This is a genomic window from Olleya sp. KKT75, from assembly GCF_055635485.1.
Genome location: NZ_CM145759.1, coordinates 2288064 through 2306741 on the forward strand (window position 1 = coordinate 2288064; position 18678 = coordinate 2306741).

Genomic DNA, 18678 nt, shown 5'->3' on the forward strand with positions numbered 1-18678 from the left:
TAGTTTTATTAATGGTTTAATTTAGGACTTGTGATTAATAGGGCTTTTGTTCTTTTAGAAATATTAGTTAATTACTATTATTTGATTTTTTTTCTTCTAGTCTTTATTACTTTATACCTAAGATCATCATAGAACAAACTTATTAGTAAAATGACAGCACCTATAATCAAGGTATTCAATTTTAGGTTTACTCTAGAGTAAAAGAATCCACCAATAAGTCCACCAGCAAAAAAGAATAAAATGATATAAATACGAAGTTTAATATTTGCTTTTAGTTTTGCTCTTATGGTGTCAAATTTTGAAAAAAACAATAGAGAAAGATCAATACCTAGATCGGTAAAAAGACCAGTAAGATGTGTGGTCCTAACAACTGCATTTGAAATTTTAGTTACAAAAGAGTTTTGAAGCCCCATTGCAAAAAGAAGCAAGCAAACAATAATGTTGGGAGAAGTGATAATTATAAAATTACTTAAACAGCCAATAGATATTAAGATAAAACATTCAATAAGTGTGGGTAAAACGTAAACATTTAGCTGTTTGTTTTCTTTAAAAAATTCAATTAAAAAACTAGAGGTAAAGGATCCTAATAAAAATGAGAATATATATAGAAAATAGATCGTTCCTTTCCAAACGTCAAGATCAGCAACGTCCGTAATAAATAGTGCAAAATGACCTGTTACATTTGTTGTTAATTGTTTGAAAGCTAAAAAGCCTACAACATTAACAATTCCGGCAACAAAGGATAATACCGTAGCAATTCGCAGATTATGTTTTAAGTTTCTGCTTTTGCCTTGATGTCTAAACATTGTTTTTTGTTTTAGTTACTATAAGTGATAAGCAATTACTGTAACGTCCATTTAAAAGCTTTGTCTTTAGTTGCTCTAAAAATGGTGTTGTGCTGTTCATTAGGGGCATCAGAGTATTGCCAAATTAAGTTTTCTGGCGCCTCTGCTTTTAATAGTTTGTCTAATGTGTTTGTCGCAATGGATATGTCTTTAGCGTCAGACCCTGCAAACCAAAATTTAATTTCTTTATTGTTTAATGCAGCTAATTTATCCGATGCAGTTTTGACTAAGTGCATATCATTCCACCATAATGATGGATCCATAGCTATATAAAAATTAAAAGTATCTGGTTTTAGCAACATGGTTTCGACAACAAAAAGACCAGCTAGAGATTCGCCAACAATACCCTTTCTTTCATTTGTGCGGTAACGCGAATTGATTTCAGGAAATAACTCATCAGTAATAAATGCTCTAAAGTTTTTAGCACCATCCGTTAATGGACAATATTGTTCATCTTCTTTAACTTTAGAAAATCCGGATAAATCTCTTCTTCTGTCCGTATTTTCTATTCCAACAAGAATAATTGGAGAAATGCTTTTTGATTTTATAAGTTCTGCAAGTGTATTAGCAATATGCGAGAAATCTTCTTTAATTCCGCCGTCAGGCATATACAATACAGGGAAGGTAGTAGTAGATGTTTTATATTCGGGAGGTGTCCAAACAGTGATAACTCTAGTTTCGTTTACTGCTTTAGAAGCTATTGTAAACGTGTCGTGTTCTGGTATTGGATCTATGATTTGTGTGTTGTCTTTACATCCAAAAAACACTAAACATAGTACTAAGTAGCAGCTGATTTTTTTCATAATAACGATTTGACTACAAGTTAAAACAAAAAATAAATCAAGGTAAAATTATTGTCTTAAATTTTTAATTCTTTCCAGTAATGTAGGATGCGAATAATGCATAAAGACATAGGCTGGATGAGGCGTTAAATTACTTAAATTATTTTTAGACAATTTTTTAAGCGACGTAATTAAAGGTTCAGACTTAAAGGTGGTTTTAGCATAATTATCGGCTTGGTATTCAAACTTACGTGAAAACCAGTTCATTAATAATCCTGTAATTTCGGATAAAGGCGAATATAAAATACCAAACGCAATTAGTCCAATATGAAAACTTGGTGTTGCCACACCTAATGCTTCACTTAACATTGGATTTTCTATTAAAAGCGATAAAATATATAAGGTAAACCCGGTTAATATTACAGAGGTTGTTAAGTTAAAAATAATATGTTTCTTTTTGTAATGACCAACTTCGTGTGCCAAGACAGCAACAATTTCATCTTCATTTAAGTCATTAATTAAAGTGTCATAAAGTGTGACACGTTTTTCGCTTCCAAAACCAGAAAAATAAGCGTTTGCTTTTGTGCTACGTTTAGAACCATCAATGATATAAATTTTATCTAAATTAAAACCTACAGTGTTGGCATAGTCAGAGATTGCAGTGCGCAAGCTTCCGACTTCTAATGGACTTTGTTTATTAAATATAGGGACAATTAGCCTAGAGTAAAACAGGTTAACAAACACCGTGAAAACGGTTATTAATAACCAAGCATATATCCAAAATGTTGAACCTGTAGTTTGATAAAACCAAGTTAATGCACCTAATATTAAACCACCAATAAAAATGGTCATAAACCAACCTTTAATTTTGTCTAGGATAAAGGTTTTTCTTGTGGTTTTATTAAACCCAAACTGTTCCTCGATAACAAAGGTTTTGTAGTAAGAAAAGGGAGTGGTTAGTACATCACTACCTAACATGATTATTCCAAAGAAAATTAAAGTAATTAAAATAGAATGTTCTGTTAATTGTCTAGCTATTTGATCTACGTAAGCAAAACCATCAAAAAAGAAAAATCCTAATGTAAGTAGTAATGAAAACGTTGAGGTAAGCAACCCGAATTTATAGTTAGTAGCTTTATAACGTTGCGATTTTTTGTATTCTGCGTCATCATAAACATCTTGTAATTCTGATGGCAAAGCATCGTTATAATGTTTCGCGTTAAGCGCATCTAAAATGTTATCAATTATAAAACTGATGGTTATAATAGCTATTAAAATATAAAACAAAGTAGTTGCTGTCATTAGATTATTTAAAATTACGCTGACGTTTAGCTTCAAAAATTAATATTCCAGCTGCAACAGACACATTCATGGAGTCTATGGCACCTTGCATAGGTATTTTTATATTTTGCTTAGATGCTTTTCGCCAAATATCACTTAAACCATCAGCTTCCGTACCAACTACAATAGCACTTCCTTTACTATAATCTTGCTCGTGATAATGCACAGCATCTTGTAAAATAGCGCTGTAAATAGCAATATTATTTTGATTTAAAAAGGCGATAATATCTTCAGTTGTTCCTGTTGCAATTTGATTAGTAAAAATACAACCAACGCTAGAACGTACAATGTTTGGATTGTATAAGTCTGTTTTTGGATTTGCAATAATCACAGCGTCTACATTAGCAGCATCCGCAGTACGTAAAATAGCACCAATATTACCTGGTTTTTCAGGAGCTTCGGCAATTAAAATTAAAGGATTGTTATTATTAAAAACAATAGACTCTAATTGATGCGGTTTACTTTTAGCAATAGCCATAATGCCTTCCGTAGTTTCGCGATAAGCTATTTTTTGGTAGACGTCTTTAGAGACTTCAATGATATCGATAGTATCAGGGAAATCAATTAGTTTTTTGGTGTCATAAATTTCAGGTAACACTAAAATAGTCTCGATAGCATACTGTCCGTTTAAAGCCAATTGTATTTCGCGTTCACCTTCTAAAACAAAAGTATTTGTTTTTTTACGTTCGCGAGATTTGTCTTTTAATAAAACAATGTGTTTTATTAATGGATTTTGAGTGCTACTTATTTGTTTATTGCTCATGCTAATTTGTGTACCCTTTGATTTAGATTGTACAAATTTAAGGTAATTCTTGCAGTATACCATGCTAGGCATTTACTAAGAAAAATTTAGATGTTATGTTCGCAAACGATATCGTAAACCCTAGTAAATGCAAGGTTTTTGAAATATTAAAATGAAATGTTAAATAAAAATTATAACTTTTTTTATGTAAAGAATAGTAATTATTTTCGCGCAAGTAAAGAATACTAAAAAACCAATATTTAAATGAAACATTTATTTTACACATTATCCCTAGGGTTATTATTGTTTTCTTGTAAAACAGAAACAAAAAAAGAGGCCACTATTACTGCTGATACAACAGAAAAAATAGTTGAAATCGATATGACAAAATATCCTGAGAACTTAAGAAAAGTATTTGATGCTCATGGTGGTTTGAAGCTTTGGAAATCTATGAGAGCTTTAGAATTTACACAAGTAAAACCATCAGGACAAGAAATTACCATTACAGATTTAAAGAATAGAAAAGCTAAGATAGAGTCCCCAGATCACGCCATTGGTTTTGATGGTCAAAAGCCATGGTTATTGAATAAATCTAACGTAGAGTATAAAGGTTATGATCCTCAATTTGGATATAACTTAATGTTCTATTTTTATACAATGCCTTTTATTTTGTCTGACGACGGAATTAAATTTTCTGAGGCGGAAGCACTTACTTTTGAAGGTGTGACGTATCCTGGAATTAAAATTTCTTACGATAATGGAGTTGGAGCAACACCAGAAGATATATATGTGCTATACTATAATGAGGATACTTTTAAAATGGAATGGTTAGGATATACTGTAAACTTTGTACCTGGAATAGATACTAAGGAGTTACACTTTAGAAGATATAGCGAATGGCAATCTGTAAACGGTTTAATTTTACCTAAAGTTATAACAGGTTACGGTTTTAAAGATGATAAGCCAACGACTCCAAAAGCACCAAATGTTTTTACAAACATTAAATTAACAAAAACAGCTCCAGATCAATCGTTATTTGACAAGCCTGAAAAAGCAAATTTTGTAAATTAAAGACAACATTAAACTAATTAAAAGCTTCAGTATTTAACTGAAGCTTTTTTTGTAATGAATACAATTAATTACGACTCAATTAAAATACTTAAATAAAACAGAATATAAATGAAACAATTAGTGTACACTTTAGCCTTAGGATTATTACTTTTTTCTTGTAAAGGTGAAGTTAAAACCGGAACAACAGTTGAAACAGATTACTCAAAAGAAACACTTGACGTAACAACGTCAATCTATCCAGAAAATATATCTAATGTATTTAAGGCACATGGTGGTTTGGATAATTGGAATCAGATGCAATCTGTTGCGTTTACAATGAATAAGCCAAACGGTAAAGAGGTAACTGCTGTAAATTTAAAATCTAGACAGTCTTTAATTACAATGCCAGATCACGTTTTAGGATATGATGGTAAGACCGTATGGTTAGATAATAAAAGTGCTGAGGTTTATAAAGGTAACCCAAAGTTTTATTATAATTTAATGTTCTATTTTCATACAATGCCATTTGTATTGGCTGATAGCGGAATTAACTATGAAGTTACAAAACCTTTAAGTTTTGAAGGTGTTGAATATCCTGGAATTAAAATTAGTTATGATAATGGCGTAGGAGAGTCATCTGATGACGAGTATGTGTTGTATTACAACCCAACAACATTTAAAATGGAATGGTTAGCATATACTGTTACTTTTAATAGTAAAGCTAAAAGCGAAAAATGGTCGTTTATTAAATATAGTAATTGGCATACTGTTGAAGGTATGGTATTGCCTGAGACTTTAACATGGTATATTGTTGAAGATAATTTACCAGTTAAAAAACGTAACGATTTACAGTTTACTGATGTTACTTTATCTAAGCAAGCATTACCTGCAAGTACATTTGCAAAGCCAGAAGCTGCAACTGTAGTAGAGTAAATACTACGATTAATATTATAAAAAAAAGCGACCCATTGGGTCGCTTTTTTTATTTTTTAAAGCTTATCCGATTATTTCCATTAGGATTTAGAAATGTGCCGGTATACATTACGTTTTGTAATTCTATATCTAAACTTGGTCTTATATCTAATGTAACGCCTTCAAAAGATTTTCCGATATTAGTTGTGTTTATTATCAATTGACCTTGTCTCATTTCATCTAAACGATCAATTAGGACTAGTGTTTCATTAATATTAGTGCTAATAGCTTTTAGTCTATCATACACATTATCAAAATCAGGATAATTTATTACTTGTACTGGCTTACTAGTATTAGTTTCTACTATAATTTCTTGCGAAAAACCTAAGTAACTTACAAGTGTTAAACTAAGTGTCAAAAAATATTTCATAGCTATAGTTTTAAAATTAGTACTGTTTATTTCTTATACTTCTCAGAATAACGCTTGTATAATTCTGTTTGGTGCGTTTCTAAGCTAATAGTGCGACCTTGGATAAAAGCTTGGTCCAGTTTGTTTGTTCTCATGTCTAAAGCATCACCTTGGCTAATAAAAAGGGTAGCGTCTTTACCAACTTCTAAAGAGCCCACGATGTCATCTACACCCAATATTTTAGCAGTGTTTAATGTTATTAAGCTTAGTGCTTGTGCTTTTGTTAATCCGTGTGCTACGGTTGTCCCAGCTAAAAAGGGTAAGTTTCTAGTGTTCATACGTTCCATATCTCCAGCATTTTCCAAACCAACTAAAATACCTGAATTTACTAATTGCGTTGCTAATTTGTATGGCAAGTCGTAATCATGATCGTCTCCTTTTGGTCTAGAATGTGTACGTTGTAATAATACAGGGATGTTGTTTTGCTTTAATAGGTCGGCAACATTATTAGCTTCATAACCACCAACAATAACAAGGTGTTTTATGTTTTCTGCTTTAGCAAAATTGATTGCATCGGTAATTCCTTTTTCATAATCTACATGTACAAAAAGTCTTTTACTACCATCCATTAACCCGTTTAGCGCTTCAAAAGGTAAGTCTTTTGGTGTCGTTTTATTAGCGTTATAGGCTTTGCTTTGTGCAAAGTAATTGGTTAATTCTTCAATCTCTTTAGCGTAGTTTTTGTTTCCTTTTAAAACATTTGGTTCTCCTAACCACCAGCGTCCTCTAGAGTAGTTACTTGGCCAGTTTAAGTGAATCGCATCATCAGCCTTAATCGCTGCATCTTCCCAGTTCCAAGCATCTAATTGTACAACACTTGATGTTCCAGAGATACGTCCACCACGAGGTGTGATTTGCGCCATTAAAACACCATTAGGTCTCATGGATTCTACTACTTTAGATTCGGTATTATAAGCAATTAGACTACGGATGTGCGGATTCATAGCGCCAACTTCGTCTTCGTCATCACTAGCACGTACAGCATCAACTTCAACTAAACCTAAAGTCGCATTTGGTGCAATAAAGCCAGGGTATACATGTTTACCTTTGGCATCAATAATGGTTCCTTTTCTTGCAATTTTTGAGTTAGCACTACCAACAAAAGTTAGTGTACCATTTTCAAACATTATTAAAGCGTTTTCAATAACATCACCATTTCCTAAATGTGCTGTTGCACCTTCAATAGTAATGGCTTGGGTTTGTTTATCTCCAGGCGTTTGTTGTGCAAAACTAATTGCCGAAACACATAACGTCAGGATTAATATTTTGAGTGTTCTCATGATTTATTATCGTTTTATTTCCGCTTAAGCGAAAAATTTATGAGTGTATATTTTACGTTTTACTTTAGGTATTGACTACTGTTGGTGGTCAATAGAATCACAATGCAATAGCTCTTTTTCTTTTTTCTCAATAGGTTTTGTTTTTAACCCTTTGTTTTTAGCCTGCAGCATTAGCATTGTTAATTCGTTTTTTTCCTTTTTAATAGTCTCTCTTAGTTTAGCATCACGCTCTAAATCAAAATAAACTTTTCCTTCTATGATTGTTTTTTCAGCTTTAGCGTAAATAGATAATGGGTTATCACTCCATAACACAACATCTGCATCTTTACCAACTTTAATACTACCAACACGATCATCGATATGTAATAATTTAGCAGGATTTAATGTTACAAATTTCCAAGCGTCTTCTTCGCTAATATCTCCATATTTTACAGATTTAGCAGCTTCTTGATTTAAACGTCTAGACATCTCTGCATCATCACTATTAATTGCAACTAAAACACCAGCGTTGTGCATGATTGGCGCGTTAAAAGGGATAGCATCGTTAACCTCGTATTTATAAGCCCACCAGTCAGAGAATGTAGAGCCTCCAACACCGTGTTCTACCATTTTGTCCGCTACTTTATAACCTTCTAAAATATGTGTGAATGTGTTGATTCTAAAATTGAATTTTTCGGCAACCTTCATTAGCATATTAATCTCACTTTGCACGTAAGAGTGACAAGAGACAAAACGTTCTTTATTTAAAATTTCGGCAATAGTTTCTAACTCTAAATCTTTACGGTAAGGTTTTCCACTTTTCTTTAAAGCATCATACTCTTGCGCACGTTGGAAGTAATCAGTAAACACTTGCTCAACACCCATTCTGGTTTGCGGAAAACGCGTTTTAGCATTGTCTCCCCAATTGGCTTGTTTTACATTTTCTCCTAAAGCAAATTTGATGAATTTAGGGCTGTTTTGGTAGACTAGATTATCGGCTTTTTCTCCCCATTTTAATTTAATAATAGCCGATCGTCCTCCAATTGGATTGGCAGATCCATGTAATATTTGGATACTAGTAACACCACCAGCAAGGTTACGGTAAATGTCTACATCTTCAGCATCTAAAACATCTTCAATAGTTACTTCGGCAGTACTGTTGTGTCCTGCTTCGTTGACACTTTCTGTTGCAATATGCGAGTGCTCGTCAATAATCCCTGACGTTAAATGTTTGTTTGTTCCGTCAATAACAGTTGCATTACCAGCACTTAAATTAGTACCGATTTTGGCAATCTTTCCGTTTTTAATTAAAACGTCTGTATTTTTAATAATACCATCTTTCTCGTTAGTCCAAACCGTTACGTTTTTAAACAATAACGTTTCTTGTTGAGGTAGGCTTTCCATACCATACGCCATATTTGGATACGTTACAGGATATATAGTTGGTGTTTTATCGTCTTTGTCCTCGTTGTCTTTTTTGTCTTCCTTTTTAGCGTCTTTTGCCTGTTTAGTTGCAAAAAATGTCCCTTCGTTACCATTAGGATAAAATAATTTACCGCTTAATGTTTTTGGGTTGGTAACGTTAGTGACTACTCTTATAAAGTCCTTTTTAGTACTATCTGCAGCAGCAAACGTTAATTGCATCCAATTATCACTAAAGCTTATTTTAGAACCATATTCCTTAGTACTTGTTTTAACCTTGGATTTTAGTTTTTCAATCTCACCAGAAATTTCTAACTCATACGCCGTATTGTCAAAATTAAAAGTATAGCTACCACGTAAGTCTTGGGTATTCATTGCTGTTAATTCGTCTTTGATACCAGTTACCCAGTTTTCGTAAATGGTAGTTTCTTTATCAAAAACATCACCAGAAGTAATTAAAAAGTTAGCATAAGCACCAGATTTAAGATGACCAAGTTCTGAAGATTTTCCAATAATTCCGGCAGGAATAGTCGTTAATGCTTCTAAAGCTTTAGTTTTATCTAAACCATATGCAATAGCTTTTAAAAGATTCGGCATTAACGCTTTAGCATCTTTTAATTTGTGAGTCGTTAACGCAAACTGAATATTGTTTTCGGCTAAAATTTTAGGATTAGCAGGGCTTTGGTTCCAAGCTTTTAAATCTTCAAGACTAACAGACTGTGCTAAAAGCGGGTCTTCCATATCATACGCATCCGGAAAATCTAATGGTAAGATAAATTTAGCGTTGGTGTTTTTAATATCGCTAATCAACTCATACTCATCACCACCACCAACAAATACATATTGGATACCAAATTGATCTCCTAATTTGTCAAAACGTAACGCGTTTATCTTTTTGCCAGCATCAAAAAACTGAACCAGATTTTTGTTAGCTATATACGCTTCTAAAGCGCGGTCTTTTTCTTTAATATTACCTTTAGCATACCAATCTGCATCATGGTTTACTTGGCGTAATAACGCCATAGTCCCCATTAAGGATGTTGGATAAGCCTGTCTAGAGGTTTTACTTTTAGACGTTCCAGAATACTGACCAACCCTGTCGTCCAATAATCTAGTAGCATCACTACCATAAGCTGCTAGTGTTACTAAAACACCAGTCCCTTGGATAATACCATCATCAATATGCGAGTTTACAACACCAAAACCAGCTTTACGTAATTCTTGAGCTTTCTTGCTATCAAACTCAAATAAGTCTATTGCATTTTGGTCGGGTCTAATATGGTCATTCCAGTAAAAACCTTCGCGACTAGCATCATATTGTGGGTTTCTTCTATCTCCAGAAGCACGATCTGGTGCTTTTACACCAAAATCTGAATAAATATCAATAAAAGAAGGGTAAATAGATTTACCAGTCACATCAATAACAACAGCGTTTTTCGGGATAGTAACAGATGCTCCAGAAGAGACTACTTTACCATCCTTAATAAGTAAGGTTCCTTTTTCAATAATTTGATTAGGAGTGACATAAATTTTAGCGTTTGTTAAAGCTGTGTAATTAGACGTGTTGGTTTTTACGCCATCGTTTTTTGGAACGTACTCTTGTGCAAAAGAAAAATAACCGCACAACAGCAGGCTTAATGCTGCCCATTTTTTAATCATTGGTTGATAGTTTAAGGTTGTTTAAACACTAAATATAAGCATAAGCCAATATGCCAAACAAACCTCAAATAGGATTTTAACGTTTTTATAAGGTTTTATTTTCCAAATAATTAACCAATAACGCCACCACGTAACTGTAGCTATCCATACCTTTAGCTTGGTTGTTAGCTTTTAGATAGGTTGTGTAAGTGGATCTAAAAATAGGTTCTAACGGATTTTGGTAGTCATTCCAAAAATCTCTAACCTCTTGATAGTTTTTTAAAATCCCTTTATTAATAGTTGGTAATAATTGGTAGTATAGATCAGGGTCACGTCTAAAAACTTCACCTAGACAATGCCTTAAACCAAAGGTGTAACCAGAATATTTAAAGTAGATATTAGTATTGCTAATGGTTGCTAAAAAACCAATAAAATTAGCCTCGTTTTCTTTAGCGTAGCCTAATTGGTGTGCCACTTCATGCGCAGCAGTTGTCGGAAATTTATACACCGGGATCATATAATCCACCTGTGCTTCGCTAGTTAACGGATTTAGATAACCACTAAAACCCATGTACGTCAATGGGACACTAAATAACGATTTTTTTAAACTTTTAGGGTGGTATTCCAAATGCGGAAAATCAGTTTTTAAAGCCTCATAACTTTTAGGCGTTAATGCTAGAATTTCGGATTTAGTAAATGGTAATTCGACCTTTAAACTATCATTTTTAGTAATCTGTAGTTGTATGGTATTCGATTTTTCAATCAAGTTTTTAGTCACTGTAATTAATTGCTCAGTAGTATAATCGTCCTCTAAATTTAAATTTTTATGCAAAGGATTTCGGTAATAATTAAAACCCCAAAATAAATGAAACGCAATAAAAATAACACTCGCAGTAGCAAACACATCAATCAGCCAGCCTATGGTATCTTTCCAGATGCGTTTTACGTTTAAAATTAACCAACGAATGATAAAAATTATCCCAAAAGCATATAACAAATCGCCAAAACTAAAAGGCAACCAACCCAAAGTATATCTAAACAATTTAGAAATAACAGGATACAAACCATTACTATACACAACCTCGACCGTGTCTGGGAATTTAGCCGAAACTTTAACCAATATATACATAGGTATAATCAGTAGGGCAATCCACAGTTTTTTGTTTTTTAGCATGACTCAAAAATAATTAAAAATTAGGACCAATCACTTAGGTTTATTTAAAAGGTTTCTACCTGCTGTCCGTTATATCTTTTTTTGCAAAAAAGGATGCCACTACCATCAGGAGTAGCGATTGGGTTAGTTTTTTGTTTATAAGGCTTCTATAATACAAGTTTATAAAATTAACAGTGGGCAATATTTAATATACGATTTAAGTTTATAAAGTCTAAAATCAAACTAAATGCCAACCAAATCAAAATTATTGTTCATTTTTATCACTACTATGTTATTAACAGGTAGTCTATTTGCTCAGACAGCAGATAAAACCATTGCGTTTAATCAAAAAGATTTAATGGCTTACAAAACGGACCATCATGTTTATAATTTTTGGTTACCTGGTGTTAAATCTTGGTCTAACACTAGATCTTTGACAAAAGGAGACACGCTAACTTATTATACTAACGAGAAGGAATATAAAGGTTTAACTAATTATGGTGTAGATTGTTTTTCAGTCGATAAAACAAATTGTACTATAAATGAACAATTCAGAATGTTTTTTTTGGATGTAGAATTCCAGTCTTTTAAATTTAATGTTAAAGATAGTACTGTTAATATCAAGGGGAGCGTGACAGGAGGTTGGACTAAAAATGACCATATTTGGGTTGAAAATGAGTCGAGTTATTCGTATAAGAATAATGTTAATGTATCTATAGGGCAAAAAAAAGACACACTATCCAAACTTTATATCATAAAAAACACGATAAAATATGAGAATGATATTTTTTATAAGAAGGATGGTAAAGAAGTTATATCCCCAGTTGTTTTAGATTCTTTTCCTTCTTTCTATCTCAATAACTATAAAAAATATAAAACTAAAAATGGTAGTAATAGGGAGTTTGAAATAACAGCTAAAGTAAGCCTTAATTCCATATTAACATTTGGTTTGCAAAACTGTTATACAGAAATTTTTGAAATTGGAAAATTAGTCTTTGACACTGAAAATATAAGAGCTCAAAAAAGAAAAGCAAATAAAGTCTTAATGAAAAACAGTAAGTCCAATGACGACTATTTTAAATACATTATTCGTAATAATGTACAAGAAATTTATAAAGACACTATTTCTAAACCTGAAAAAACTTGGTATTATAAAGTTACAGAAAGTGCTGAAGATTATATTATAAAACGTCAATATGGTAATGCAAAAAAGGAATATATTAAATTTCTCGTCAAGGATCAATATGTATTTGCTAGAGATTTGCATAATGCAGTAAGAGCAACAACGTTATCGAGAGATTATAAAACAGCAGTAATTTGGTGTGAAAAATTGATTTTGAAAGGCATTCCTCTTAGTTATTTTAATAATCAAATTTTTAATAAATTGAGGAAAACATCCTATTGGAGTGATTTTTTAATTAAATACCCTAAATTAAGAGAACAGTATAAAACGGGCTTAAATCAAAATTTAATAGACGGGCTAGAGGCGTTGATTAAATTAGATCAAAAAGATTATGCGCGACACGCTAAAGGAGAATTTGAAAGTGCAGGATTATATGATACTACAGAGCGCGTTAATGATGGTTTACTAAAACTTCTCAAAACCGAAGGCTTTCCTACCGAAGAGAAAATAGGTGTTAAAATGAAAAATGATTCCATTCCAGAAGCCGCACCAAAATATATGGTTTTGATATATCATGCCCATCAGGCAAATGGAACACGATTACAAGAAATAAAGGAAATATTAGCTAATAATTCATCTGGTTTTGTATATGATGCAACGCGTTCTAATTTAAGTGAAATGATAAATAAGGGGACCTGTTTAATGCTTTATAAAGGGGATTTGTACAACGATAAAACGTGTTATAATGCTAATAAAAAGCAAGTAGCATTAGTCGATTTTAGTTTTAATAATAAGTATGGTTTTATTGTAGATGAAGGTGAGTTTTCCATATTAGGTTATAACAAAGAAAATGAAAAAGAGGACATTCAATTTTTTGAAGAACGTTTCAATTTTATAAAAAAAATAACAAACGACTGGTTTGAAGATTCGTTTTAAATAAAAAGGATTCTGTTATTTCTAACTTAAAAAGGTGTCTAAATGCATCTGCAATTTGTACTTTTGTAATTCAATTAAAACTATACAAATGAGTCAAGACGTTAGAGCTTTAGAGCCAAAAGCATTATGGAATAAATTCGCAGATTTAAACGCAGTACCAAGACCTTCTAAAAAGGAGGAGCGCGTGATTAAATTTATGAAAGACTTTGGTACCAATTTAGGTTTAGAAGTTATAGAAGATGAGGTTGGAAATGTGATTATCAAAAAACCAGCAACTGCAGGTATGGAAGATCGTGTGACTATTGTAATGCAATCTCATTTAGATATGGTGCACCAAAAAAATGCAGATACCGATTTTGATTTTGACACACAAGGGATCCAAATGGTAGTGGAAGGTGACTGGGTAAAAGCAAAAGGAACAACGCTTGGTGCAGATAACGGATTAGGAGTGGCGACCATTATGGCACTTTTAGAAAGTACAGACATACCACATCCAGCAATTGAAGCATTGTTTACTATTGATGAAGAAACGGGTATGACAGGTGCAATGGGATTAAAAGGTGGTTTGTTAACTGGCGGAATCTTATTAAACTTAGATACAGAAGAAGATGATGAGATTGGTGTTGGTTGTGCAGGAGGTATTGATGTTACAGCAACAAGAACTTATGAGCAAGAAGAAACACCTGAATTTAAAACAGGATTTGAAGTAAAAGTAAAAGGCTTACAAGGTGGACATTCGGGTATGCAAATTCACGAAGGTTTAGGTAATGCTAATAAAATAATGAACCGTTTATTATTTGATGGTTTTGAAAACTTTGGTTTACGTATTTCGGAAATTGATGGTGGAAGTTTACGTAACGCTATTCCAAGAGAAAGTAGAGCAGTAGTTGCAATAGACACTGTACACGAAGCTGCTTTTATCAGCGAAATGGAGGAGTTAGGTAATAGTATTAAAACCGAACTTAAAACAATGGAACCAGATTTAGTTATTGAAGTCTCTAAAACAGAAACTCCAGAATTAATGATGGATCTTGGTGTTCAAGAAGGATTAACACGTGCTATTTACGCTGCTTTAAACGGTGTGTTCCGTATGAGTGCAGATATTCCAGAATTGGTAGAAACATCTAATAACATTGCACGAGTAATTGTTAAGGATGGTCACGTAAAAATAGGGTGTTTAACACGTAGCTCTGTAGAAAGTAGTAAAATGGACTTAGCAAACACGTTACGTTCTGCATTTGAGCTTACAGGTTGTGAGGTTGAGCTATCAGGAGATTACCCAGGATGGACACCAAACATGGATAGCGCTATATTAAAAGTGTTAGATAATTTATACCAAAAGTTAAATGGCGAAAAAGCACATATTGCTGCTTGTCACGCTGGTTTAGAATGTGGTATTTTAGGGCAAAACTATCCAGATATGGAAATGATTAGTTTTGGACCAAACATAAAAGGCGCACATAGTCCTGATGAGCGTGCACAAATATCGTCTGCTAAAAAATACTGGAACTTTGTATTAGAGATATTAAAAGAGATTCCTAAAAAGTAATATTTTTAAGTCGTATTATATAAAATAGAAAAAGCACAATCTTACGGTTGTGCTTTTTTTATTTTTACTTTATTTTTCTATTTTCAGTTCCTCAATATTTATTTTTAGTTTTATAGTTTGTCGTTTGCTATTAGGACCGTATTCAATCTCAAATTCTTTTTCATTTTCCTCTTTGTTGGTCCATTTTACAAATTTAGGATTATAAAAAGTTCCGATTTCGAAAAGATTTTGATTAGGCTCTTCGTCAAATTCTGAGACTGCAATTAGTAAATTATGTGAAACTTCACAACTTGCATATCCAGCACTAGTACTACCGTTGTCTATTGCATAAATCCTTACAGATAAATAATTGTCTTTATTCTCTCCAATTAATTCTGAGTTATTCAAAACTTTTGTAAGTCTAGAATTTTCAGGTTTCTCTATTTTTATTTCATTTTGACTCAGTGCTGTTTGAGTATGATAAAAAATTAAAAATAATGTCAAAATTAGTATTTTTCTCATTTAGTTTTTTTTAATAAAATTTAAGTTGAAACTAATTTAAGAGAAAAACCTTACATATTCAAACAATTATCAACCTTTATCCAGGTTTTAGGTAAGATAGGGTTTATCAAAATATTTTTTTTGTATAAAAGTACTAGACTTTTTGTATTAGAGGTATTAAAGGAGATTCCTAAAAAGTAAGAGGGCTTATTTTTATGCGATTTATCTCTACTCCGTTAGCTCGGTAGTTATGATTTTCTGGACTATATAGTTTCTGTATATTGTTGCAAGCAATCCTTTTGATTTTTCGAAAGGCACTTTAATAATGGACTTTAGATTAAAATTTTTAAAACTTTCATTTTTTTTATTATGTGAAGCTATTTTCAAAAAGTAGATGTCATAACATTGGTATAGTTTTCCATTCTTTTTTACTAACCCATTTGAAATTCCTTTTTTGTTTATAGGGATTATATCCCATTCGTTTTTTGATTTCTCAATTCCGTATGGTATAATTGGGTTTGAAAAGCGCGTATAAATTCTAATTGAACCAAATAGTGTGTCTTTCGGATTATAAGATTTGTTTTTTGTCAACACAAATTCACTAAGAATACCTTTCTTAATCTCCGGATGTTCTTCATTATTTATAAAGGGAAAGCTATTGTTTTTATTTTTATAATCTTCAATAGTCATGACTCTTATCTTTTGTTCTTCCGTTTTAAAAGTAACAGTTGGTGTGATTATTTTAATTGAAGGAAAGTTTAGTTCACCTGCTTCTTTTATTTCGAATTGCGCAATTTTAATATATCTATTTGAGTTCGGTGTATTAGATATGTTAGTGATTTTTGATGTTAGTTGAGTAGAATCAGTCTTAACCCCTATAAATTTAAACGATTTGCTTTTAGGTAATTCAACTTCTATATCATTTGATTCAGTATAAATTTCTATAATAATTATATTTCCTAAAATTAATTTAGTGCTATCTATTTTAAATTCATAATGTCTATTTGTATTTTGAGCACATAAATTATTTACCGTAAATAAATTAAGTATAATTATCAAGATTAATTTAGTAGCTGTTTTTCTCACTGTTCTTTTTTTAAATTATACCTAACGTATAGCAAATATAATTCCGTTTCAATGAATTATATTCGAAGTTAATCGAAGTTAGTTGAAAAAAATGACAAAGTCAAATAGGTGATTTTGTTTTTATTTGTTTCAGATTTTCAATTAATCAAGCGTTTTGTTTAATATAATAGTTTCTCCGGAAGGTTTAATTAATATTCATCATCTTAAATTTTTATATTCGCTTTTAAATGAAGGTTATTTACTAGCGTTTTGTTGGTAATGGATATAGATTAATAAAACAGTTAGTCTTGGCTATGTCTTATGTGCTATTTAACCTCATTATTTGATTAAGGATATTTTTATGAGGTATTTATTTGGAGTGACTATTATTTGGGCTTTTTCATTTAGTTTAATTGGTGTATACCTTTCTGGGTATGTAGATGCGTGGTTTTCTGTATTGATGCGTATTGGTATTGCGACACTGCTATTTTTACCATTTTTGAGACTTACTAAATTAAAAAAGGAAACAATTTTTAAACTTACCGCAATTGGTGCGGTACAATTGGGTTTGATGTATTGTTTTTATTTTCAGTCGTTTAACTATCTTACTGTACCCGAAGTATTACTTTTTAGTGTGTTTACACCCATTTATATTACGTTGTTAAATGATATTTTAAGTAAGCAATTTCATAAAGGCTTTTTATTAACTGCTTTAATCGCTGTTTTAGGTGCTGCTTATATTCAATATTCCAGTATAAGTGAAAACGTAGTTTTTGGTTTTTTGATTACTCAAGGTGCTAATTTGTGCTTTGCTGTTGGTCAAGTTGCTTACAAGTATTTATTAAAATCTACACCTGAATTAGAAAGGACACCAAAGCATACTATTTTTGGGTTATTTTTTATTGGAGCGTTTATAGTATCACTAATTGCTTTTTTTGTTTTTGGTTCAACCGAAAAAATGCCAACGACACCAGTACAGTGGGGTGTGCTATTATACTTAGGTGCTGTGGCTTCAGGTTTAGGCTACTTTTTTTGGAACCAAGGTGTTATTAGGGTAAACACTGGTGCCTTAGCAATTATGAACAATGCATTGATTCCGTTAGGATTAATTGTTAACATTCTTATTTGGAATAAGGAGGCAGATATTAAGAAAATTTTAATTGGTGGAAGTCTAATTTTTGCTTCTTTGGCCATTAATCAATACCTAAATAAAAGAAATAAATATGTAAAGGAATAGCTCTTAAGTCTTGTTAATTAAGAATAGATAATCCTATTACGATTGGTAATTCTATTTTTAGTTTAAGCACCGTTTTGACTGCATTATAGCTGATTAACTGCATGCTAATTGTTGTTTTTGTACTTATAGAGTAAGTCTAAAGGGATATGGCAGTAAGAGTAGTCACTAGGGTGTAAGGTTAATCTATCTTGATGTTCTGCATCACTTGGGACAAAATTTGTTAGCGGAAGTACTTCAATAGCTACTTTTTTTGTGGTTTTATTTTTATCATTTAGCGTTTGCTCTATTGTCTTAATACACTGTTTTGCTTTTAAAAGAAGATTTTTGTCCGTGCTGTAGATACCTGTGCGATATTTTTCTCCTATATCATTTCCTTGTTTGTTGACACTATATGGATCAATGATTTCTAAAAAATAATGTATCAAATCTTCAAGCGAAACAAGAGAAGAGTCAAAGATTGTTTTGACACATTCTGCAAAACCATCATAGTCTGTTTTAGTAGATTGTGTATAGCCATTAGCTCGACCAGCCTGAGTATCAATCACGCCAGGGATGTGTTTTAAAAATTCTTGGACTCCCCAAAGACAACCACCTGCTAGGTGTATTGTTTTAATTGATTCTAATTGTTCTTTTTCTGTCATTTTTAATTGGTGCTAGTGTATAACAAATTTGATT

16 protein-coding genes are annotated in these 18678 nt (G+C 32.0%); 5 read left to right on the forward strand and 11 right to left on the reverse strand.

The features are described 5' to 3' along the window. Positions 1-77: 77 nt before the first annotated feature. From ACZ2G2_RS10170 to ACZ2G2_RS10185, 4 genes are read right to left on the reverse strand one after another with little or no spacing between them, the layout of a single operon-like run. Positions 78-806, reverse strand: coding sequence for a YoaK family protein (locus ACZ2G2_RS10170; protein ID WP_470392011.1), 729 nt, complete (start codon positions 804-806; stop codon positions 78-80). Between the two features lie 35 nt (positions 807-841). Further along, on the reverse strand, positions 842-1648 hold the full coding sequence (locus tag ACZ2G2_RS10175) for an alpha/beta hydrolase (protein WP_281847045.1): 807 nt from the start codon (positions 1646-1648) through the stop codon (positions 842-844). A gap of 48 nt (positions 1649-1696) precedes the next feature. Continuing rightward, complete coding sequence (locus ACZ2G2_RS10180) at positions 1697-2929, reverse strand: M48 family metallopeptidase (RefSeq protein WP_470392012.1); 1233 nt, start codon at positions 2927-2929, stop codon at positions 1697-1699. A gap of 4 nt (positions 2930-2933) precedes the next feature. Continuing rightward, on the reverse strand, positions 2934-3731 hold the full coding sequence (locus ACZ2G2_RS10185) for a TrmH family RNA methyltransferase (protein WP_470392013.1): 798 nt from the start codon (positions 3729-3731) through the stop codon (positions 2934-2936). 243 nt (positions 3732-3974) lie between these two features. Here ACZ2G2_RS10185 and ACZ2G2_RS10190 point away from each other — a divergent pair, with 243 nt between their 5' ends. After that, positions 3975-4781 carry a DUF6503 family protein gene (locus tag ACZ2G2_RS10190; protein WP_282068511.1) on the forward strand — a complete coding sequence of 269 codons (807 nt, stop codon included), beginning with the start codon at positions 3975-3977 and terminating at the stop codon, positions 4779-4781. A gap of 108 nt (positions 4782-4889) precedes the next feature. Then, positions 4890-5693, forward strand: coding sequence for a DUF6503 family protein (locus tag ACZ2G2_RS10195; protein ID WP_470392014.1), 804 nt, complete (start codon positions 4890-4892; stop codon positions 5691-5693). 49 nt (positions 5694-5742) lie between these two features. On the opposite strand, the gene ACZ2G2_RS10200 is transcribed toward ACZ2G2_RS10195, so the two are convergent. The 4 genes from ACZ2G2_RS10200 to ACZ2G2_RS10215 all read right to left on the reverse strand — a co-directional run bounded on the left by ACZ2G2_RS10200 (position 5743) and on the right by ACZ2G2_RS10215 (position 11634). After that, positions 5743-6102, reverse strand: coding sequence for a hypothetical protein (locus ACZ2G2_RS10200; RefSeq protein ID WP_470392015.1), 360 nt, complete (start codon positions 6100-6102; stop codon positions 5743-5745). A 26-nt stretch (positions 6103-6128) separates the two neighbouring features. Beyond that, entirely contained in the window at positions 6129-7421 is a 1293-nt protein-coding gene (locus tag ACZ2G2_RS10205; protein ID WP_470392016.1) for an amidohydrolase family protein, read from the reverse strand. 75 nt (positions 7422-7496) lie between these two features. Further along, complete coding sequence (locus ACZ2G2_RS10210; protein WP_470392017.1) at positions 7497-10481, reverse strand: amidohydrolase family protein; 2985 nt, start codon at positions 10479-10481, stop codon at positions 7497-7499. A gap of 85 nt (positions 10482-10566) precedes the next feature. Then, positions 10567-11634: a DUF3810 domain-containing protein gene (locus ACZ2G2_RS10215; protein ID WP_470392018.1), complete on the reverse strand. Its 1068-nt coding sequence runs from the start codon at positions 11632-11634 to the stop codon at positions 10567-10569. 226 nt (positions 11635-11860) lie between these two features. Here ACZ2G2_RS10215 and ACZ2G2_RS10220 point away from each other — a divergent pair, with 226 nt between their 5' ends. Then, positions 11861-13672 (forward strand): hypothetical protein, encoded by a 1812-nt coding sequence (locus tag ACZ2G2_RS10220; protein WP_470392019.1) that lies wholly within the window; start codon positions 11861-11863, stop codon positions 13670-13672. Between the two features lie 88 nt (positions 13673-13760). Next, positions 13761-15221: an aminoacyl-histidine dipeptidase gene (locus ACZ2G2_RS10225; RefSeq protein ID WP_090839952.1), complete on the forward strand. Its 1461-nt coding sequence runs from the start codon at positions 13761-13763 to the stop codon at positions 15219-15221. Positions 15222-15290: 69 nt separating this feature from the next. Here the strand turns inward: ACZ2G2_RS10225 and ACZ2G2_RS10230 are convergent, their stop codons facing one another. Further along, positions 15291-15722, reverse strand: a complete 432-nt coding sequence (locus ACZ2G2_RS10230; protein ID WP_470392020.1) for a hypothetical protein — start codon at positions 15720-15722, stop codon at positions 15291-15293. A 207-nt stretch (positions 15723-15929) separates the two neighbouring features. Next, positions 15930-16787, reverse strand: coding sequence for a hypothetical protein (locus tag ACZ2G2_RS10235; protein WP_470392021.1), 858 nt, complete (start codon positions 16785-16787; stop codon positions 15930-15932). Positions 16788-17127: 340 nt separating this feature from the next. On the opposite strand from ACZ2G2_RS10235, the gene ACZ2G2_RS10240 reads away from it, so the two are divergent. Continuing rightward, positions 17128-18003 carry an EamA family transporter gene (locus tag ACZ2G2_RS10240; protein WP_470392022.1) on the forward strand — a complete coding sequence of 292 codons (876 nt, stop codon included), beginning with the start codon at positions 17128-17130 and terminating at the stop codon, positions 18001-18003. Positions 18004-18107: 104 nt separating this feature from the next. Here the strand turns inward: ACZ2G2_RS10240 and ACZ2G2_RS10245 are convergent, their stop codons facing one another. Beyond that, entirely contained in the window at positions 18108-18644 is a 537-nt protein-coding gene (locus ACZ2G2_RS10245) for a peptide-methionine (S)-S-oxide reductase (protein WP_470392023.1), read from the reverse strand. Between the last annotated feature and the right edge of the window lie 34 nt (positions 18645-18678).